Genomic DNA, 17,986 nt, shown 5'->3' with positions numbered 1-17,986 from the left:
TCGAAACAAACCCCTATTCTTAAAAGTGAGTTGAACCCTTATTATAAAGCTTTTTCGAGCAGCTTAGGTTTTGCAAAGATCATTCGTCCAGCGGATGTTTGCAGAACACTTGTTACGAGAACATCGATATACTTTCCAATATAATCGCGGCCATCCTCTACAACAATCATCGTGCCGTCATCCAAATAAGCAATTCCCTGATTTTGTTCCTTACCATCCTTAATAACCTGTACCTTCATTTCTTCCCCAGGAAGAACGACCGGTTTAACAGCATTGGCAAGATCATTAATATTTAAAACAGATACGCCCTGAAATTCACAAACTTTATTTAAGTTAAAATCATTCGTTACGACTACGCCATTGGTGACTTTCGCAAGCTTCACCAGCTTACTATCCACTTCCTGAATCTCTTCAAAGTCACCTTCATAGATTTCTACTTTGATTGAAAGCTCCTTCTGAATCCGGTTCAAAATATCTAATCCTCTTCGTCCTCTGTTTCGCTTTAACACATCTGAAGAATCCGCAATATGCTGTAATTCTTCCAGAACAAACTGAGGAATTACGATCGTTCCTTCAAGAAATCCAGTTTGGCAAATATCCGCAATCCTGCCATCAATAATGACACTTGTGTCCAATAGTTTCAATACATTTTTGGGAGTTGTTTCTGGCTCTTCTTCCGTATTCTTTTTCTTTTTGTTTGCAAATAATGTAAGAAGTTCATCCCGCTTCTTAAAGCCTACTTGAAATCCTAAATAACCAAATAATAGCGTTAGCACAATTGGAGCTACTGTATTTAAAACTGGAACTTCAATCGCATTTAAAGCATAGCCAATTAAAAATGCAATTAATAACCCGAAAACTAAGCCTACGCTACCAAAAATAATATCGGTAATAGGAGCCTTTACGAGAGATTCCTCTACCCATTTAATAAAATTTACAACATGATCAACCGCCCAAAAAGAAATAAGATAAAAAATAATTGCACCTAGAATGGCGGCCATATAAGGATTATTTATTAGAGAAATGCTTTCTAACGATACTAGTGCAAATAAATAAGGAATTAAAAATATCCCAAGCGTTATCCCAATGATCAGGAAGCATGCTTGAACAATACGTTTTAACATTCCCTCACCTCCTTTTAATCATTATTAACAAATTCCACAAATTGAAACATGAAGAACAACATTTTTCTATCATAAAAATTATCTTTAAATATAGAAACCGAAAAATTTTTACTACAATCTAAGGGTAGCACCATTGGTAATCAAGTGTCAAATATAACAAACAAACGAATATTTTATCATAATGACATATATAGTTCAATGGTCACTTACAGCTGCCGATCTGCTAAAAGCTGTTTTTTTATCAGTTTTAGGCCATCCTTTATTTTCCTTGCCCGCACTTCTCCAATTCCTTCTACATCATCCAGTTCCTCGACTGAAGCTACCAAAATAGCCGGCAGCTCCTCGAACCGTGCTATTAAATTTTCAATAATAATCATGGGCAATCTCGGAATTTTGGATAGCATCCGATATCCTCTTGGACATTTATATTCATCTGTATGCACATATCCATTGTATCCTAAAAGCTTTAATATCACGGTATCTTCCAGCATCTTTCCGACAGACATTTCTTGTAATTTTTCAAACATGTCACCTGGGCTTATGTTTTTTGTATGAGCATAATCCTTAATGATTAGCTCCACTTCTTTTTCAATATCTTGTAATAGCTCATTCATTTGCAGACGGATAAGCCTTCCTTCTATACCTAGTTCATTTAAATAGGATAGCAGCTCATTTTTTATTCTTAGGACCATCTCCACACTATGAAACACATTTAAAATATCACAATAGGTGACTAGCTCCTCGAATTCCAAAACACTTAAGTTTGAAATATCTTCCCCTAAGACAACTTTATACTTTTCAAGCGTCTGCAAGGCTACATTCGCTTTTGTCAAAATAACAGCAATATCTTTAAGAACATAACGAAAATGACCTTTATACAAGGTGATTACATTACGCCTTTGGGAAATCGCAACGACAAGCTCTCCCGTTTGCCTGGCGACCCGCTCGGCAGTTCTATGACGCATGCCCGTTTCTGTTGACGGAATACCGGGATCTGGAGCCAATTGAGCATTCGCAATCAAAATTTTATTCCCTTCTTGATTTAACACGATGGCTCCATCCATTTTGGCTAACTCATATAAATAGCTTGGTGAGAAAGGGGCATTAATTTGAAAGCCCCCATCAACGATATGGGTAATTTTATCCTTGCTTCCAAGAACAATCAAACCCCCTGTATTCGCTCGAAGCACATTATCGATTCCTTCTCGAATAGGCGTACCAGGAGCCATAAATTGAAGGATGTCACTCATCGTTTTTTCACCAAGCTTTTTATTTTCCATTCTTCACCCTCCTAATGTCACTTTTAATGCCTCACTAACAGAACCTACTCCAATCAGCTCAATTCCTTTTGGCCCAGTCCAGCCCCCAAGGTTATTTGCCGGTAAAATAACCCTTTCAAAACCTAGTTTTGCTGCTTCCTGAACACGCTGCTCTATTCTTGATACCCTTCTAACCTCTCCAGTTAAACCTACTTCCCCGATAATACAGTCTGTCGGTCTCGTCGGTTTGTCGCGAAAGCTTGAAGCAATGCTGACTGCAATAGCTAAATCAATCGCTGGCTCATCTAACTTTACTCCCCCAGCTACCTTTAAATAAGCATCCTGGTTTTGCAAAAGCATCCCCACTCGCTTTTCAAGCACCGCCATTAAAAGTGGAACACGATTATGATCAATTCCGGTAGCCATTCTTCTCGGATTTCCGAAGCTTGTCGGTGATATTAAGGCTTGAATTTCCACAAGAACCGGGCGAGTCCCTTCCATAGAGGCTACAACTGTTGATCCTGCTGCTCCCTGTGAGCGTTCCTCAAGGAAAATTTCTGAAGGGTTCTCTACTTCTTCTAAACCAAACTCCTTCATTTCAAAAATTCCCATCTCGTTTGTCGATCCAAATCGATTTTTTACCGCACGCAAAATTCGGTATGTATGATGCCGCTCTCCCTCGAAGTATAGAACTGTATCAACCATATGCTCTAATAATCTTGGACCAGCAATGGAACCTTCCTTTGTAACATGCCCGACAATAAAAATAGCAATTCCTTTTGTTTTTCCAATTCTCATTAATTCTGCTGTACATTCTCTTACTTGAGAAACGCTTCCTGGAGCCGAGGTTACCTCTGGGTGAAAAATCGTCTGAATGGAGTCAATAATGACGAAGCTCGGATTGACGCTGTCGATTGTCCGACTTATCTCCTCTAGACTCGTTTCCGAATAAACCAATAAATTCTCAGATGAAACGCCTAGTCGATCAGCACGCAGTTTCGTCTGCCTAAGTGATTCTTCACCAGATATATATAAAACGGAATGATTTTTATTAGCCAATTGGGATGAAACCTGCAATAGCAATGTTGATTTTCCTATCCCTGGGTCACCACCAATCAGTACTAAGGACCCCTTGACCACCCCTCCTCCAAGAACACGGTTTAGTTCATTCATGTCGGTATAGATGCGAGGTTCACTCACTGTCTCAACCGTCGTAATAGGTGTAGCTTTTGAGAGAATAGTCGCTCCTTGTGAATGAGCAAATGCACCCCTTCTTGTTGTTGCTGATTTTTCCACCTCCTCAACCATTTTATTCCACTCACCGCAACCAGGACATTTCCCCATCCACTTTGGAGACTCATACCCACATTCCTGACACATAAATTTTGTTTTCCTTTTGGCCATAACCGGTTCTTCCTCTTCTATTTTTTTATTGGGGTAAAAATTACAAAGAAGGCACACGTTTCTTCACGTGTACCCCCTTGCATCGTACTTGAGCATCCTTGATTTGATTATGATTTCTGCAAAGTCGCTGCCGCTTTCCCTTTTGCTGTTTCGACAACAAACTCTCCATCACGAACATCAACGACAACCTTTTGGCCATTTAAAACGGTTCCTTTTAACAATTCTTCAGATAAACGGTCCTCAATATGCTTTTGAATAGCTCTGCGAATTGGTCTAGCACCGTATTCAGGATCATAGCCTTCAACTGCAATTTTTTCCTTCGCCGCTTCTGTCAACTCAAGGTTAATATCTTGTTCTTTTAATCGTTTTGTTAATTGATCAGACATTAGCGTCACAATTTCCGCAAGATGCTTCTTCTCTAATGCATGGAAAACGATAATTTCATCAATACGGTTAAGGAATTCAGGACGGAATGATTTTTTCAGCTCCTCCATTACCTTTCCTTTCATATCCTTATAATCCTGTTCTCCATCCTGGATGTTAAAACCAACGTATTTATTTCGTTTTAAGGCTTCTGCCCCTACGTTGGATGTCATGATTAAAACAGTGTTGCGAAAATCTACCGTTCTTCCCTTTGAATCCGTTAAGCGTCCATCTTCTAGCACTTGTAAAAGAATGTTAAAGACATCTGGATGCGCTTTTTCGATTTCGTCTAAAAGGACGACAGAATAAGGCTTTCTGCGCACCTTTTCCGTTAGTTGTCCGCCTTCTTCATACCCAACATAGCCTGGAGGTGAGCCTACTAGTCTTGATGTTGAATGCTTCTCCATATACTCGGACATATCAATTCGAATCATGGCATCCTCATCACCGAACATCGCTTCAGCTAATGCACGGGCAAGCTCTGTTTTTCCTACTCCTGTTGGACCAAGGAAGACAAATGATCCGATTGGCCGTTTTGGATCCTTTAATCCCGCGCGAGCACGGCGAACTGCTTTCGAAATCGCCTTAACTGCTTCTTCCTGCCCAATGACTCTTGAGTGCAAGATTTCTTCTAAGTTTAGAAGCTTTTGCGTTTCAGTTTGAGCTAATTTTGAAACTGGAATTCCAGTCCAGCTTGATACAACACTTGCAATATCATCAACGGTTACTTCACTGTTTTCTTTTCCTTGCTTTTCTTTCCATGTTTTCTTTGTCTCTTCCAGCTGTTCACGAAGCCGCTGTTCCGTATCTCTTAAAGAGGCAGCTTTTTCGAACTCTTGGCTTTGTACCGCAGCATCTTTTTCTTTTCGTACATCTTCTAGCTTTAATTCTAATTCCTTCAAATTTGGAGGTGTTGTATATGAACGAAGTCTTACTTTAGATCCTGCCTCATCAATTAAATCAATTGCTTTATCTGGAAGAAAACGATCAGAAATATAACGATCAGACAATTTTACAGCTGCATCAATCGCTTCGTCTGTAATCGTTACACGGTGATGTGCCTCATAGCGATCACGAAGCCCTTGCAATATTTGTACAGACTCTTCGGCTGTTGGCTCATCGACTGTAATCGGTTGAAAACGTCTTTCTAATGCTGCATCTTTTTCAATATATTTTCGATATTCATCAAGAGTCGTAGCCCCAATGCACTGCAGTTCTCCACGGGCAAGGGAAGGTTTTAAAATATTTGAAGCATCAATCGCGCCTTCAGCTCCACCAGCCCCAATTAAAGTATGAAGCTCATCAATGAATAAAATGATGTTTCCTGCTTGCCTAATTTCATCCATTACTTTCTTTAGGCGGTCCTCAAATTCTCCACGATATTTGGTTCCAGCTACAACCGTTCCCATATCAAGAGTCATTACTCTTTTATCACGGAGAGTCTCAGGAACTTCATTATTAATAATTTGCTGGGCTAATCCTTCTGCTATCGCCGTCTTACCAACCCCGGGCTCCCCAATTAATACGGGATTATTCTTTGTTCGGCGACTTAAAACTTCAATAACACGCTGAATTTCCTTACTTCTCCCGATAACAGGGTCAAGACTTCCTTCCCGAGCAATCGCCGTTAAGTCTCTTGCCAATCCATCTAACGTAGGCGTATTCGCATTTGCAGAGGAACCTCCCTGATGACCGCCTGATTCATTGCTTCCTAATAGCTGTAAAACTTGTTGACGAGCTTTATTTAGGCTAACCCCTAAATTATTAAGTACCCTAGCAGCAACACCCTCTCCTTCGCGAATGAGACCGAGAAGAATATGCTCTGTTCCCACATAAGAATGACCTAACTTTCGCGCTTCATCCATCGACAGTTCGATTACTTTTTTGGCTCTAGGGGTGTAATGAATTGTCTGTGATGCATCCTGTCCCTTACCAATTAGGTTTTCTACTTCCTTTTGTATTTTCTCTGAACCTAGACCCAGTGCATATAAAGCCTTTGCTGCAATTCCTTCTCCTTCACGTACAAGGCCAAGCAAAATATGCTCTGTTCCAATATTATTATGACCTAGACGAATAGCCTCTTCCTGGGCTAAAGCTAATACCTTTTGCGCTCTCTCAGTAAATCGACCGAACATCATGTTCTCATCCTCCAATCTCTTCGTTTTCCATTTTTATTCTTTCTCTTATTAATGACGCTCGCCGAATATCCCGTTCATGAGGTCTTAGTGGTCCCCCTGCATACTGTTGTAAAAATCCAGGCTGCGTCAGGATCATTAATTCATTTAAAATATTCTTGGAAATGTTTTTTAGATACTGCATATCAATCCCAAGCCGAACATCTGATAAACATCTAGCTGCTTCTTTCGATTCAATAATTCGGCAGTTTGATAATATCCCATAAGAGCGGAAGACTCTGTCTTCTAATTGTATGTTAGAAGTTTTAGCTAATGCTTCCCGGGCTGATCTTTCCTGAGAAATAAGTTGACTTACAACACTCTTTAGATCCTCTACAATATCCTTTTCTGACTTTCCAAGAGTGATTTGATTTGATACTTGAAAGATGTTTCCTAATGCTTCGCTGCCTTCACCATAAATTCCTCTAACAACTAAGCCAAGTTGATTAATAGCTGGAATGATCCGGTTCATTTGTTGAGTTAAAACAAGGCCTGGTAAATGTACCATTACAGAAGCCCTTAACCCTGTACCAACATTTGTCGGACAGCTTGTTAGGTAGCCAACCTTTTCATCAAAGGCATAGTCAATTTCTACTTCAAGCCAATCATCAATTTCATTTGCGATATTTAAAGCCTCAGACAATTGGAAGCCTGGAAATAAACACTGGATTCTAATATGGTCCTCTTCATTAATCATAATGCTTAATTCTTCATTTTCGGAAAGAACGCAAGCACCATGTGAGGAATTCTCTGCAAGATGCGGACTGATTAAATGCTTTTCCATTAGAACCCTTTTTTGGAGAGGCTGAAGCTCATCCATCAGTAATAACTCTAAATTTCCAAGCGTAGAAAATGATTTTTCCTCTACCTTTTTCTTTATCATATGAATGACTGACTTGGCTTCGTCATTCGTAAATAGTGTAGGAAACTTGTATTGTTTTATATTCCGGGCTAACCGAATTCTTGAACTTAATATTATATCTGAATCAGGGCCCTCAGCACTCATCCAGGAGCTGACAGCTTGATTAATGAAGCGTTCTAGCGACAAGCTTACTCTCCCCCCTCAACCTTCGCATTTAATTTGCTTTCAAGTAAGCGAATTTCGTCTCTAATTTCTGCAGCTCTTTCAAATTCCTCTTTCACGATGGACTCTTTAAGCTTTTGCTTCAATTCCTCAATATTTTTTCTTAAGTGGATACTTCCGCCAATCCTAGCTGGTATTTTTCCATTATGGACTGAATTCCCACTATGCAGTCTTTTTAAAATTGGTTTAAGCTGTTCTTCAAATGCTTGGTAACAATGAGCACAGCCAAATCTTCCTACCTTAATGAATTGTTGGAAGGTCATTGAGCATTGATCACATTGTAAAATTTCTTCCTGCTGGAATGGATCTTGCTCCGTCTTTTGAAAGGTGGGTTCAATATTCAGCAATCCCGCTAACAAATTATTAATTGAAAAACCCGGTGCACCGAGCATGAACATATCGCCTTTTTCTTGGGCACATTTATCACATAAATGATATTCTGCCTTCTCTCCATTCAATATTTTCGTAAAATGAAGCGCTGCCGGCCTTTGATTACATTCTTGGCAAATCATGTTTTCATCCTCTCCAGCTTCCGTTTTTCTATTTATATTTTAAAGTCGTTAACATGGCCTTTAACATTCTTGCACGCAGCTCATCTCTATATGGAAGATCAATATATAGGACCGAACGATCGATAACGCTTAGCATTATTTTCGCTTCCCTTTTTGTAATGATCTCCTCTTCGACAAGTCTTATAATTACATCCTCTGCACTACTCTGAGCTATGCGACTTTGTATTAAAGTTAATAATTGATCAATTAAATGAGCGTGGTCATATGATTGCACTTTCATAATTCTTATATATCCGCCGCCACCACGTTTACTTTCTACAACATACCCTTTTTCTATTGTAAATCTTGTATTAATTACGTAGTTTATCTGGGACGGGACACATTGAAATTTATCTGCAATTTCACTCCTTTTAATTTCAACAATTTCTCGCTCACTCATTTCTAAAACTCTTTTCAAATAATCTTCTATAATATCTGAGATATTTCTCAATATTCCTCCCCCTCAATCTGACTTTGACTATATTTGACTTAAATTATACATAACTACGCTTTCTCGTGCAATGAACAGGTACTAATAATTTTTCCATATTTTTTTATTCCCAAACATGTGAATTAATTTTTACGTTGTCCGAGTTCACAAATAAACAAAAAAGAGTATCCAGTGGATACTCTTTTAATTTACCTAGCGACGTCCTACTCTAGCAAGGGGACAGCCCCTAAATACCATGGCGTAGAATCTTAACTTCCGTGTTCAGCCTCGGCTTTGAATAAGCGGCGGGGGTTACTTTCTAAATTTCTTCTCATTTTTATACAAATTTTCAAATGTTCTTCGAACATAAATAAAAAAGAACAGCCTCATTTAGCTGTTCTTCATTTTGCTTGGCGACGTCCTACTCTCACAAGGGGACAGCCCCTAACTACCATTGGCGCTGAGAAGCTTAACTTCCGTGTTCGGGATGGGAACGGGTGTGACCTTCTCGCTATCGCCACCAAACTGTGAAATTGAGGTTTTGTTCCCTCAAAACTAGATAATGTTGAAGAAGAATTCGAGTAATCAATTTGGTTAAGTCCTCGACCGATTAGTATTTGTCAGCTCCACGTGTCACCACGCTTCCACCTCAAACCTATCAACCTGATCATCTTTCAGGGGTCTTACTAGCTTGACGCTATGGGAAATCTCATCTCGAGGGGGGCTTCATGCTTAGATGCTTTCAGCACTTATCCCTTCCGCACATAGCTACCCAGCGATGCTCTTGGCAGAACAACTGGTACACCAGCGGTGCGTCCATCCCGGTCCTCTCGTACTAAGGACAGCTCCTCTCAAATTTCCTGCGCCCACGACGGATAGGGACCGAACTGTCTCACGACGTTCTGAACCCAGCTCGCGTACCGCTTTAATGGGCGAACAGCCCAACCCTTGGGACCGACTACAGCCCCAGGATGCGATGAGCCGACATCGAGGTGCCAAACCTCCCCGTCGATGTGGACTCTTGGGGGAGATAAGCCTGTTATCCCCGGGGTAGCTTTTATCCGTTGAGCGATGGCCCTTCCATGCGGAACCACCGGATCACTAAGCCCGACTTTCGTCCCTGCTCGACTTGTAGGTCTCGCAGTCAAGCTCCCTTATGCCTTTACACTCTTCGAATGATTTCCAACCATTCTGAGGGAACCTTTGGGCGCCTCCGTTACTTTTTAGGAGGCGACCGCCCCAGTCAAACTGCCCACCTGACACTGTCTCCCACCCCGATCAGGGGTGCGGGTTAGAATTTCAATACAGCCAGGGTAGTATCCCACCGATGCCTCCACCGAAGCTAGCGCTCCGGCTTCCAAGGCTCCTACCTATCCTGTACAAGCTGTACCGAAATTCAATATCAGGCTACAGTAAAGCTCCACGGGGTCTTTCCGTCCTGTCGCGGGTAACCTGCATCTTCACAGGTACTATAATTTCACCGAGTCTCTCGTTGAGACAGTGCCCAGATCGTTACGCCTTTCGTGCGGGTCGGAACTTACCCGACAAGGAATTTCGCTACCTTAGGACCGTTATAGTTACGGCCGCCGTTTACTGGGGCTTCAATTCAGAGCTTCGCTTGCGCTAACCCCTCCTCTTAACCTTCCAGCACCGGGCAGGCGTCAGCCCCTATACTTCGCCTTACGGCTTCGCAGAGACCTGTGTTTTTGCTAAACAGTCGCCTGGGCCTATTCACTGCGGCTCATCCGGGCTATTCACCCAAATGAGCACCCCTTCTCCCGAAGTTACGGGGTGATTTTGCCGAGTTCCTTAACGAGAGTTCTCTCGCTCACCTTAGGATTCTCTCCTCGCCTACCTGTGTCGGTTTGCGGTACGGGCACCTTTTCCCTCGCTAGAGGCTTTTCTTGGCAGTGTGGATTCAGGAACTTCGGTACTTTATTTCCCTCGCCGTCACAGCTCAGCCTTTATGCAAGCGGGATTTGCCTCGCTTGCAGCCTAACTGCTTGGACGCGCTATTCCAGCAGCGCGCTTACCCTATCCTCCTGCGTCCCCCCATTGCTCAAACGGTAAAGAGGTGGTACAGGAATATCAACCTGTTGTCCATCGCCTACGCTTTTCAGCCTCGGCTTAGGTCCCGACTAACCCTGAGCGGACGAGCCTTCCTCAGGAAACCTTAGGCATTCGGTGGATGGGATTCTCACCCATCTTTCGCTACTCATACCGGCATTCTCACTTCTAAGCGCTCCACCAGTCCTTACGGTCTAGCTTCAACGCCCTTAGAACGCTCTCCTACCACTGACATCGTAGATGTCAATCCACAGCTTCGGTGATACGTTTAGCCCCGGTACATTTTCGGCGCAGAGTCACTCGACCAGTGAGCTATTACGCACTCTTTAAATGGTGGCTGCTTCTAAGCCAACATCCTGGTTGTCTAAGCAACTCCACATCCTTTTCCACTTAACGTATACTTTGGGACCTTAGCTGGTGGTCTGGGCTGTTTCCCTCTTGACTACGGATCTTATCACTCGCAGTCTGACTCCCATGGATAAGTCTTTGGCATTCGGAGTTTGTCTGAATTCGGTAACCCGATGAGGGCCCCTAGTCCAAACAGTGCTCTACCTCCAAGACTCTTACTACATGAGGCTAGCCCTAAAGCTATTTCGGAGAGAACCAGCTATCTCCAAGTTCGATTGGAATTTCTCCGCTACCCACACCTCATCCCCGCACTTTTCAACGTGCGTGGGTTCGGTCCTCCATCCAGTGTTACCTGGACTTCAACCTGGACATGGGTAGGTCACCTGGTTTCGGGTCTACGACCACATACTCATTCGCCCTATTCAGACTCGCTTTCGCTGCGGCTCCGTCTCTTCAACTTAACCTCGCATGTAATCGTAACTCGCCGGTTCATTCTACAAAAGGCACGCCATCACCCGTTAATGGGCTCTGACTACTTGTAGGCACACGGTTTCAGGATCTCTTTCACTCCCCTTCCGGGGTGCTTTTCACCTTTCCCTCACGGTACTGGTTCACTATCGGTCACTAGGGAGTATTTAGCCTTGGGAGATGGTCCTCCCTGCTTCCGACGGGATTTCACGTGTCCCGCCGTACTCAGGATCCACTCTGGAGGGAACGAAGTTTCAACTACAGGGCTTTTACCTTCTATGGCCGGCCTTTCCAGACCTGTTCATTTACCTCGTTCCTTTGTAACTCCGTGTAGAGTGTCCTACAACCCCAAGAGGCAAGCCTCTTGGTTTGGGCTAATCCCGTTTCGCTCGCCGCTACTCAGGGAATCGCGTTTGCTTTCTCTTCCTCCGGGTACTTAGATGTTTCAGTTCCCCGGGTCTGCCTTCAATACCCTATGTATTCAGGTAAAGATCCTATCCCATTACGGATAGGGGGTTCCCCCATTCGGAAATCTCCGGATCAAAGCTTACTTACAGCTCCCCGAAGCATATCGGTGTTAGTCCCGTCCTTCATCGGCTCCTAGTGCCTAGGCATTCACCGTGCGCCCTTTCTAACTTAACCTACTTCGGTCAACGATTAACGTTGTCCTCATGGTTTGTACTCTTACTCAATGAATAAATAAGAGAGAAAACTAAAATGGCGATTACTCGGTTATTCTTCTTCATTTCATTATCTAGTTTTCAAAGAACAAAAGTTTTGAGAGATTATTCTCTCAAAACTGAACGAACAAGAAACGTCTTATTTAAGAAGTATGAAATACTTCTATATATCCTTAGAAAGGAGGTGATCCAGCCGCACCTTCCGATACGGCTACCTTGTTACGACTTCACCCCAATCATCTGTCCCACCTTAGGCGGCTGGCTCCTTACGGTTACCCCACCGACTTCGGGTGTTACAAACTCTCGTGGTGTGACGGGCGGTGTGTACAAGGCCCGGGAACGTATTCACCGCGGCATGCTGATCCGCGATTACTAGCGATTCCGGCTTCATGCAGGCGAGTTGCAGCCTGCAATCCGAACTGAGAATGGTTTTATGGGATTCGCTTAACCTCGCGGTCTCGCAGCCCTTTGTACCATCCATTGTAGCACGTGTGTAGCCCAGGTCATAAGGGGCATGATGATTTGACGTCATCCCCACCTTCCTCCGGTTTGTCACCGGCAGTCACCTTAGAGTGCCCAACTGAATGCTGGCAACTAAGATCAAGGGTTGCGCTCGTTGCGGGACTTAACCCAACATCTCACGACACGAGCTGACGACAACCATGCACCACCTGTCACTCTGTCCCCCGAAGGGGAACGCCCTATCTCTAGGGTTGGCAGAGGATGTCAAGACCTGGTAAGGTTCTTCGCGTTGCTTCGAATTAAACCACATGCTCCACCGCTTGTGCGGGCCCCCGTCAATTCCTTTGAGTTTCAGCCTTGCGGCCGTACTCCCCAGGCGGAGTGCTTAATGCGTTAGCTGCAGCACTAAGGGGCGGAAACCCCCTAACACTTAGCACTCATCGTTTACGGCGTGGACTACCAGGGTATCTAATCCTGTTCGCTCCCCACGCTTTCGCGCCTCAGTGTCAGTTACAGACCAGAAAGTCGCCTTCGCCACTGGTGTTCCTCCACATCTCTACGCATTTCACCGCTACACGTGGAATTCCACTTTCCTCTTCTGCACTCAAGTTCCCCAGTTTCCAATGACCCTCCACGGTTGAGCCGTGGGCTTTCACATCAGACTTAAGGAACCACCTGCGCGCGCTTTACGCCCAATAATTCCGGACAACGCTTGCCACCTACGTATTACCGCGGCTGCTGGCACGTAGTTAGCCGTGGCTTTCTGGTTAGGTACCGTCAAGGTACCGCCCTATTCGAACGGTACTTGTTCTTCCCTAACAACAGAGTTTTACGATCCGAAAACCTTCATCACTCACGCGGCGTTGCTCCGTCAGACTTTCGTCCATTGCGGAAGATTCCCTACTGCTGCCTCCCGTAGGAGTCTGGGCCGTGTCTCAGTCCCAGTGTGGCCGATCACCCTCTCAGGTCGGCTACGCATCGTTGCCTTGGTGAGCCGTTACCTCACCAACTAGCTAATGCGCCGCGGGCCCATCTGTAAGTGATAGCCGAAGCCATCTTTCAGCTTTCCTACATGTGTAGAAAAGAATTATCCGGTATTAGCTCCGGTTTCCCGAAGTTATCCCAGTCTTACAGGCAGGTTGCCCACGTGTTACTCACCCGTCCGCCGCTAACTTGCGAGAGCAAGCTCTCACAAGTCCGCTCGACTTGCATGTATTAGGCACGCCGCCAGCGTTCGTCCTGAGCCAGGATCAAACTCTCCAATAAAGAGTAAGATTAGCTCTTAAAAATGTCTTATAAAAAGACTTAGAAAACGTTGACGTTTTTGTTCGTTCAGTTTTCAAAGAACAACTTCAAATGTTTTGTCGTTTTAGACGACTTTTTAATAATACCAGATTCACTAAGTTGAGTCAACAACTTTTTCAAAAACTTTTTATGGTGGAGCCTAGCGGGATCGAACCGCTGACCTCCTGCGTGCAAGGCAGGCGCTCTCCCAGCTGAGCTAAGGCCCCGTATTTTAAAATGGTCGGGAAGACAGGATTCGAACCTGCGACCCCTTGGTCCCAAACCAAGTGCTCTACCAAGCTGAGCTACTTCCCGTATTGTTAAAAGCCAACTATGAAGTACAGCATAAAATTATTTATTCAGGGTCTAATTTCTGAATATTATTATGGCGCGCCCGAAAGGAGTCGAACCCATAACCTTCTGATCCGTAGTCAGACGCTCTATCCAATTGAGCTACGGGCGCATATATAATAATAATGGTGCCGAGGACCGGAATCGAACCGGTACGGTAGTCACCTACCGCAGGATTTTAAGTCCTGTGCGTCTGCCAGTTCCGCCACCCCGGCACTTTTGGAGCGGAAGACGGGATTCGAACCCGCGACCCCCACCTTGGCAAGGTGGTGTTCTACCACTGAACTACTTCCGCATATTATAAATGGTGCGGGTGAAGGGAGTCGAACCCCCACGCCTTGCGGCGCCAGATCCTAAGTCTGGTGCGTCTGCCAATTCCGCCACACCCGCATTATTTAAATGGTGAGCCATGAAGGACTCGAACCTTCGACCCTCTGATTAAAAGTCAGATGCTCTACCGACTGAGCTAATGGCTCGTAATAAAATGATTGCTCAAGAGTGCCGGCCAGAGGACTTGAACCCCCAACCTACTGATTACAAGTCAGTTGCTCTACCAATTGAGCTAGGCCGGCATTATAAATATGGTGGAGGATGACGGGATCGAACCGCCGACCCCCTGCTTGTAAGGCAGGTGCTCTCCCAGCTGAGCTAATCCTCCATAATATGCCTAGCGACGTCCTACTCTCACAAGGGGACAGCCCCTAACTACCATCGGCGCTGAGAAGCTTAACTTCCGTGTTCGGGATGGGAACGGGTGTGACCTTCTCGCTATCGCCACTAGACTGTATGAAATTGAGGTTTTGTTCCCTCAAAACTAGATAATGTTGAAGAAGAATTCGAGTAATCAATTTGGTTAAGTCCTCGACCGATTAGTATTTGTCAGCTCCACGTGTCACCACGCTTCCACCTCAAACCTATCAACCTGATCATCTTTCAGGGGTCTTACTAGCTTGACGCTATGGGAAATCTCATCTCGAGGGGGGCTTCATGCTTAGATGCTTTCAGCACTTATCCCTTCCGCACATAGCTACCCAGCGATGCTCTTGGCAGAACAACTGGTACACCAGCGGTGCGTCCATCCCGGTCCTCTCGTACTAAGGACAGCTCCTCTCAAATTTCCTGCGCCCACGACGGATAGGGACCGAACTGTCTCACGACGTTCTGAACCCAGCTCGCGTACCGCTTTAATGGGCGAACAGCCCAACCCTTGGGACCGACTACAGCCCCAGGATGCGATGAGCCGACATCGAGGTGCCAAACCTCCCCGTCGATGTGGACTCTTGGGGGAGATAAGCCTGTTATCCCCGGGGTAGCTTTTATCCGTTGAGCGATGGCCCTTCCATGCGGAACCACCGGATCACTAAGCCCGACTTTCGTCCCTGCTCGACTTGTAGGTCTCGCAGTCAAGCTCCCTTATGCCTTTACACTCTTCGAATGATTTCCAACCATTCTGAGGGAACCTTTGGGCGCCTCCGTTACTTTTTAGGAGGCGACCGCCCCAGTCAAACTGCCCACCTGACACTGTCTCCCACCCCGATCAGGGGTGCGGGTTAGAATTTCAATACAGCCAGGGTAGTATCCCACCGATGCCTCCACCGAAGCTAGCGCTCCGGCTTCCAAGGCTCCTACCTATCCTGTACAAGCTGTACCGAAATTCAATATCAGGCTACAGTAAAGCTCCACGGGGTCTTTCCGTCCTGTCGCGGGTAACCTGCATCTTCACAGGTACTATAATTTCACCGAGTCTCTCGTTGAGACAGTGCCCAGATCGTTACGCCTTTCGTGCGGGTCGGAACTTACCCGACAAGGAATTTCGCTACCTTAGGACCGTTATAGTTACGGCCGCCGTTTACTGGGGCTTCAATTCAGAGCTTCGCTTGCGCTAACCCCTCCTCTTAACCTTCCAGCACCGGGCAGGCGTCAGCCCCTATACTTCGCCTTACGGCTTCGCAGAGACCTGTGTTTTTGCTAAACAGTCGCCTGGGCCTATTCACTGCGGCTCATCCGGGCTATTCACCCAAATGAGCACCCCTTCTCCCGAAGTTACGGGGTGATTTTGCCGAGTTCCTTAACGAGAGTTCTCTCGCTCACCTTAGGATTCTCTCCTCGCCTACCTGTGTCGGTTTGCGGTACGGGCACCTTTTCCCTCGCTAGAGGCTTTTCTTGGCAGTGTGGATTCAGGAACTTCGGTACTTTATTTCCCTCGCCGTCACAGCTCAGCCTTTATGCAAGCGGGATTTGCCTCGCTTGCAGCCTAACTGCTTGGACGCGCTATTCCAGCAGCGCGCTTACCCTATCCTCCTGCGTCCCCCCATTGCTCAAACGGTAAAGAGGTGGTACAGGAATATCAACCTGTTGTCCATCGCCTACGCTTTTCAGCCTCGGCTTAGGTCCCGACTAACCCTGAGCGGACGAGCCTTCCTCAGGAAACCTTAGGCATTCGGTGGATGGGATTCTCACCCATCTTTCGCTACTCATACCGGCATTCTCACTTCTAAGCGCTCCACCAGTCCTTACGGTCTAGCTTCAACGCCCTTAGAACGCTCTCCTACCACTGACATCGTAGATGTCAATCCACAGCTTCGGTGATACGTTTAGCCCCGGTACATTTTCGGCGCAGAGTCACTCGACCAGTGAGCTATTACGCACTCTTTAAATGGTGGCTGCTTCTAAGCCAACATCCTGGTTGTCTAAGCAACTCCACATCCTTTTCCACTTAACGTATACTTTGGGACCTTAGCTGGTGGTCTGGGCTGTTTCCCTCTTGACTACGGATCTTATCACTCGCAGTCTGACTCCCATGGATAAGTCTTTGGCATTCGGAGTTTGTCTGAATTCGGTAACCCGATGAGGGCCCCTAGTCCAAACAGTGCTCTACCTCCAAGACTCTTACTACATGAGGCTAGCCCTAAAGCTATTTCGGAGAGAACCAGCTATCTCCAAGTTCGATTGGAATTTCTCCGCTACCCACACCTCATCCCCGCACTTTTCAACGTGCGTGGGTTCGGTCCTCCATCCAGTGTTACCTGGACTTCAACCTGGACATGGGTAGGTCACCTGGTTTCGGGTCTACGACCACATACTCATTCGCCCTATTCAGACTCGCTTTCGCTGCGGCTCCGTCTCTTCAACTTAACCTCGCATGTAATCGTAACTCGCCGGTTCATTCTACAAAAGGCACGCCATCACCCGTTAATGGGCTCTGACTACTTGTAGGCACACGGTTTCAGGATCTCTTTCACTCCCCTTCCGGGGTGCTTTTCACCTTTCCCTCACGGTACTGGTTCACTATCGGTCACTAGGGAGTATTTAGCCTTGGGAGATGGTCCTCCCTGCTTCCGACGGGATTTCACGTGTCCCGCCGTACTCAGGATCCACTCTGGAGGGAACGAAGTTTCAACTACAGGGCTTTTACCTTCTATGGCCGGCCTTTCCAGACCTGTTCATTTACCTCGTTCCTTTGTAACTCCGTGTAGAGTGTCCTACAACCCCAAGAGGCAAGCCTCTTGGTTTGGGCTAATCCCGTTTCGCTCGCCGCTACTCAGGGAATCGCGTTTGCTTTCTCTTCCTCCGGGTACTTAGATGTTTCAGTTCCCCGGGTCTGCCTTCAATACCCTATGTATTCAGGTAAAGATCCTATCCCATTACGGATAGGGGGTTCCCCCATTCGGAAATCTCCGGATCAAAGCTTACTTACAGCTCCCCGAAGCATATCGGTGTTAGTCCCGTCCTTCATCGGCTCCTAGTGCCTAGGCATTCACCGTGCGCCCTTTCTAACTTAACCTACTTCGGTCAACGATTAACGTTGTCCTCATGGTTTGTACTCTTACTCAATGAATAAATAAGAGAGAAAACTAAAATGGCGATTACTCGGTTA

General features: G+C 45.6%; 7 protein-coding genes, 9 tRNA genes and 5 rRNA genes. All 21 read right to left on the bottom strand.

The window, feature by feature from the left end; genetic code table 11:
- Positions 1–41 precede the first annotated feature (41 nt).
- Positions 42–1,124 (bottom strand): PIN/TRAM domain-containing protein, encoded by a 1,083-nt coding sequence (locus tag FSZ17_RS00565; protein ID WP_057776513.1) that lies wholly within the window; start codon positions 1,122–1,124, stop codon positions 42–44.
- A gap of 206 nt (positions 1,125–1,330) precedes the next feature.
- Positions 1,331–2,404, bottom strand: a complete 1,074-nt coding sequence (gene disA / locus FSZ17_RS00560) for a DNA integrity scanning diadenylate cyclase DisA (RefSeq protein ID WP_057776512.1) — start codon at positions 2,402–2,404, stop codon at positions 1,331–1,333.
- Positions 2,405–2,407: 3 nt separating this feature from the next.
- Positions 2,408–3,787 carry a DNA repair protein RadA gene (radA, locus tag FSZ17_RS00555; protein WP_057776511.1) on the bottom strand — a complete coding sequence of 460 codons (1,380 nt, stop codon included), beginning with the start codon at positions 3,785–3,787 and terminating at the stop codon, positions 2,408–2,410.
- Positions 3,788–3,894: 107 nt separating this feature from the next.
- Entirely contained in the window at positions 3,895–6,348 is a 2,454-nt protein-coding gene (gene clpC / locus FSZ17_RS00550; RefSeq protein WP_057776510.1) for an ATP-dependent protease ATP-binding subunit ClpC, read from the bottom strand.
- A 4-nt stretch (positions 6,349–6,352) separates the two neighbouring features.
- Positions 6,353–7,432 (bottom strand): protein-arginine kinase McsB, encoded by a 1,080-nt coding sequence (locus FSZ17_RS00545; RefSeq protein ID WP_057776509.1) that lies wholly within the window; start codon positions 7,430–7,432, stop codon positions 6,353–6,355.
- Between the two features lie 2 nt (positions 7,433–7,434).
- Complete coding sequence (locus tag FSZ17_RS00540) at positions 7,435–7,980, bottom strand: protein-arginine kinase activator protein McsA (protein ID WP_057776508.1); 546 nt, start codon at positions 7,978–7,980, stop codon at positions 7,435–7,437.
- Positions 7,981–8,008: 28 nt separating this feature from the next.
- Entirely contained in the window at positions 8,009–8,470 is a 462-nt protein-coding gene (locus FSZ17_RS00535; RefSeq protein WP_057776507.1) for a CtsR family transcriptional regulator, read from the bottom strand.
- Between the two features lie 387 nt (positions 8,471–8,857).
- Positions 8,858–8,974: ribosomal RNA gene (rrf, locus tag FSZ17_RS00530) — 5S ribosomal RNA — on the bottom strand.
- 65 nt (positions 8,975–9,039) lie between these two features.
- A 23S ribosomal RNA gene (locus FSZ17_RS00525) occupies positions 9,040–11,974 on the bottom strand.
- A 215-nt stretch (positions 11,975–12,189) separates the two neighbouring features.
- A 16S ribosomal RNA gene (locus FSZ17_RS00520) occupies positions 12,190–13,740 on the bottom strand.
- A 169-nt stretch (positions 13,741–13,909) separates the two neighbouring features.
- Positions 13,910–13,985 (bottom strand) — tRNA-Ala (locus tag FSZ17_RS00515).
- Between the two features lie 11 nt (positions 13,986–13,996).
- Positions 13,997–14,073 (bottom strand) — tRNA-Pro (locus FSZ17_RS00510).
- 71 nt (positions 14,074–14,144) lie between these two features.
- A tRNA-Arg gene (locus FSZ17_RS00505) sits at positions 14,145–14,221 on the bottom strand.
- Between the two features lie 14 nt (positions 14,222–14,235).
- Positions 14,236–14,324: transfer RNA gene (locus FSZ17_RS00500), tRNA-Leu, on the bottom strand.
- A gap of 5 nt (positions 14,325–14,329) precedes the next feature.
- A tRNA-Gly gene (locus tag FSZ17_RS00495) sits at positions 14,330–14,404 on the bottom strand.
- A 10-nt stretch (positions 14,405–14,414) separates the two neighbouring features.
- Positions 14,415–14,499, bottom strand: a tRNA-Leu gene (locus FSZ17_RS00490).
- A gap of 10 nt (positions 14,500–14,509) precedes the next feature.
- Positions 14,510–14,585: transfer RNA gene (locus FSZ17_RS00485), tRNA-Lys, on the bottom strand.
- Positions 14,586–14,608: 23 nt separating this feature from the next.
- Positions 14,609–14,681 (bottom strand) — tRNA-Thr (locus FSZ17_RS00480).
- A gap of 10 nt (positions 14,682–14,691) precedes the next feature.
- A tRNA-Val gene (locus FSZ17_RS00475) sits at positions 14,692–14,767 on the bottom strand.
- 7 nt (positions 14,768–14,774) lie between these two features.
- Positions 14,775–14,891: ribosomal RNA gene (gene rrf, locus FSZ17_RS00470) — 5S ribosomal RNA — on the bottom strand.
- A 67-nt stretch (positions 14,892–14,958) separates the two neighbouring features.
- Positions 14,959–17,893: ribosomal RNA gene (locus FSZ17_RS00465) — 23S ribosomal RNA — on the bottom strand.
- Together the 16S, 23S and 5S rRNA genes with 9 tRNA genes alongside form the textbook arrangement of a ribosomal RNA operon.
- Positions 17,894–17,986 lie beyond the last annotated feature (93 nt).

It is taken from the genome of Cytobacillus dafuensis, from assembly GCF_007995155.1.
Taxonomy (GTDB): domain Bacteria; phylum Bacillota; class Bacilli; order Bacillales; family Cytobacillaceae; genus Cytobacillus; species Cytobacillus dafuensis.
The sequence above is the reverse complement of the archived record's forward strand: the minus strand, read 5'-3'. Positions and strand labels throughout refer to the sequence as shown.

Coding starts and splice junctions, on each gene's coding strand:
- clpC (WP_057776510.1), bottom strand. CDS start 6,348: ATGATGTTCGGTCGATTTACTGAGAGAGCGCAAAAGGTATTAGCTTTA.
- radA (WP_057776511.1), bottom strand. CDS start 3,787: ATGGCCAAAAGGAAAACAAAATTTATGTGTCAGGAATGTGGGTATGAG.
- FSZ17_RS00540 (WP_057776508.1), bottom strand. CDS start 7,980: ATGATTTGCCAAGAATGTAATCAAAGGCCGGCAGCGCTTCATTTTACG.
- FSZ17_RS00565 (WP_057776513.1), bottom strand. CDS start 1,124: ATGTTAAAACGTATTGTTCAAGCATGCTTCCTGATCATTGGGATAACG.
- disA (WP_057776512.1), bottom strand. CDS start 2,404: ATGGAAAATAAAAAGCTTGGTGAAAAAACGATGAGTGACATCCTTCAA.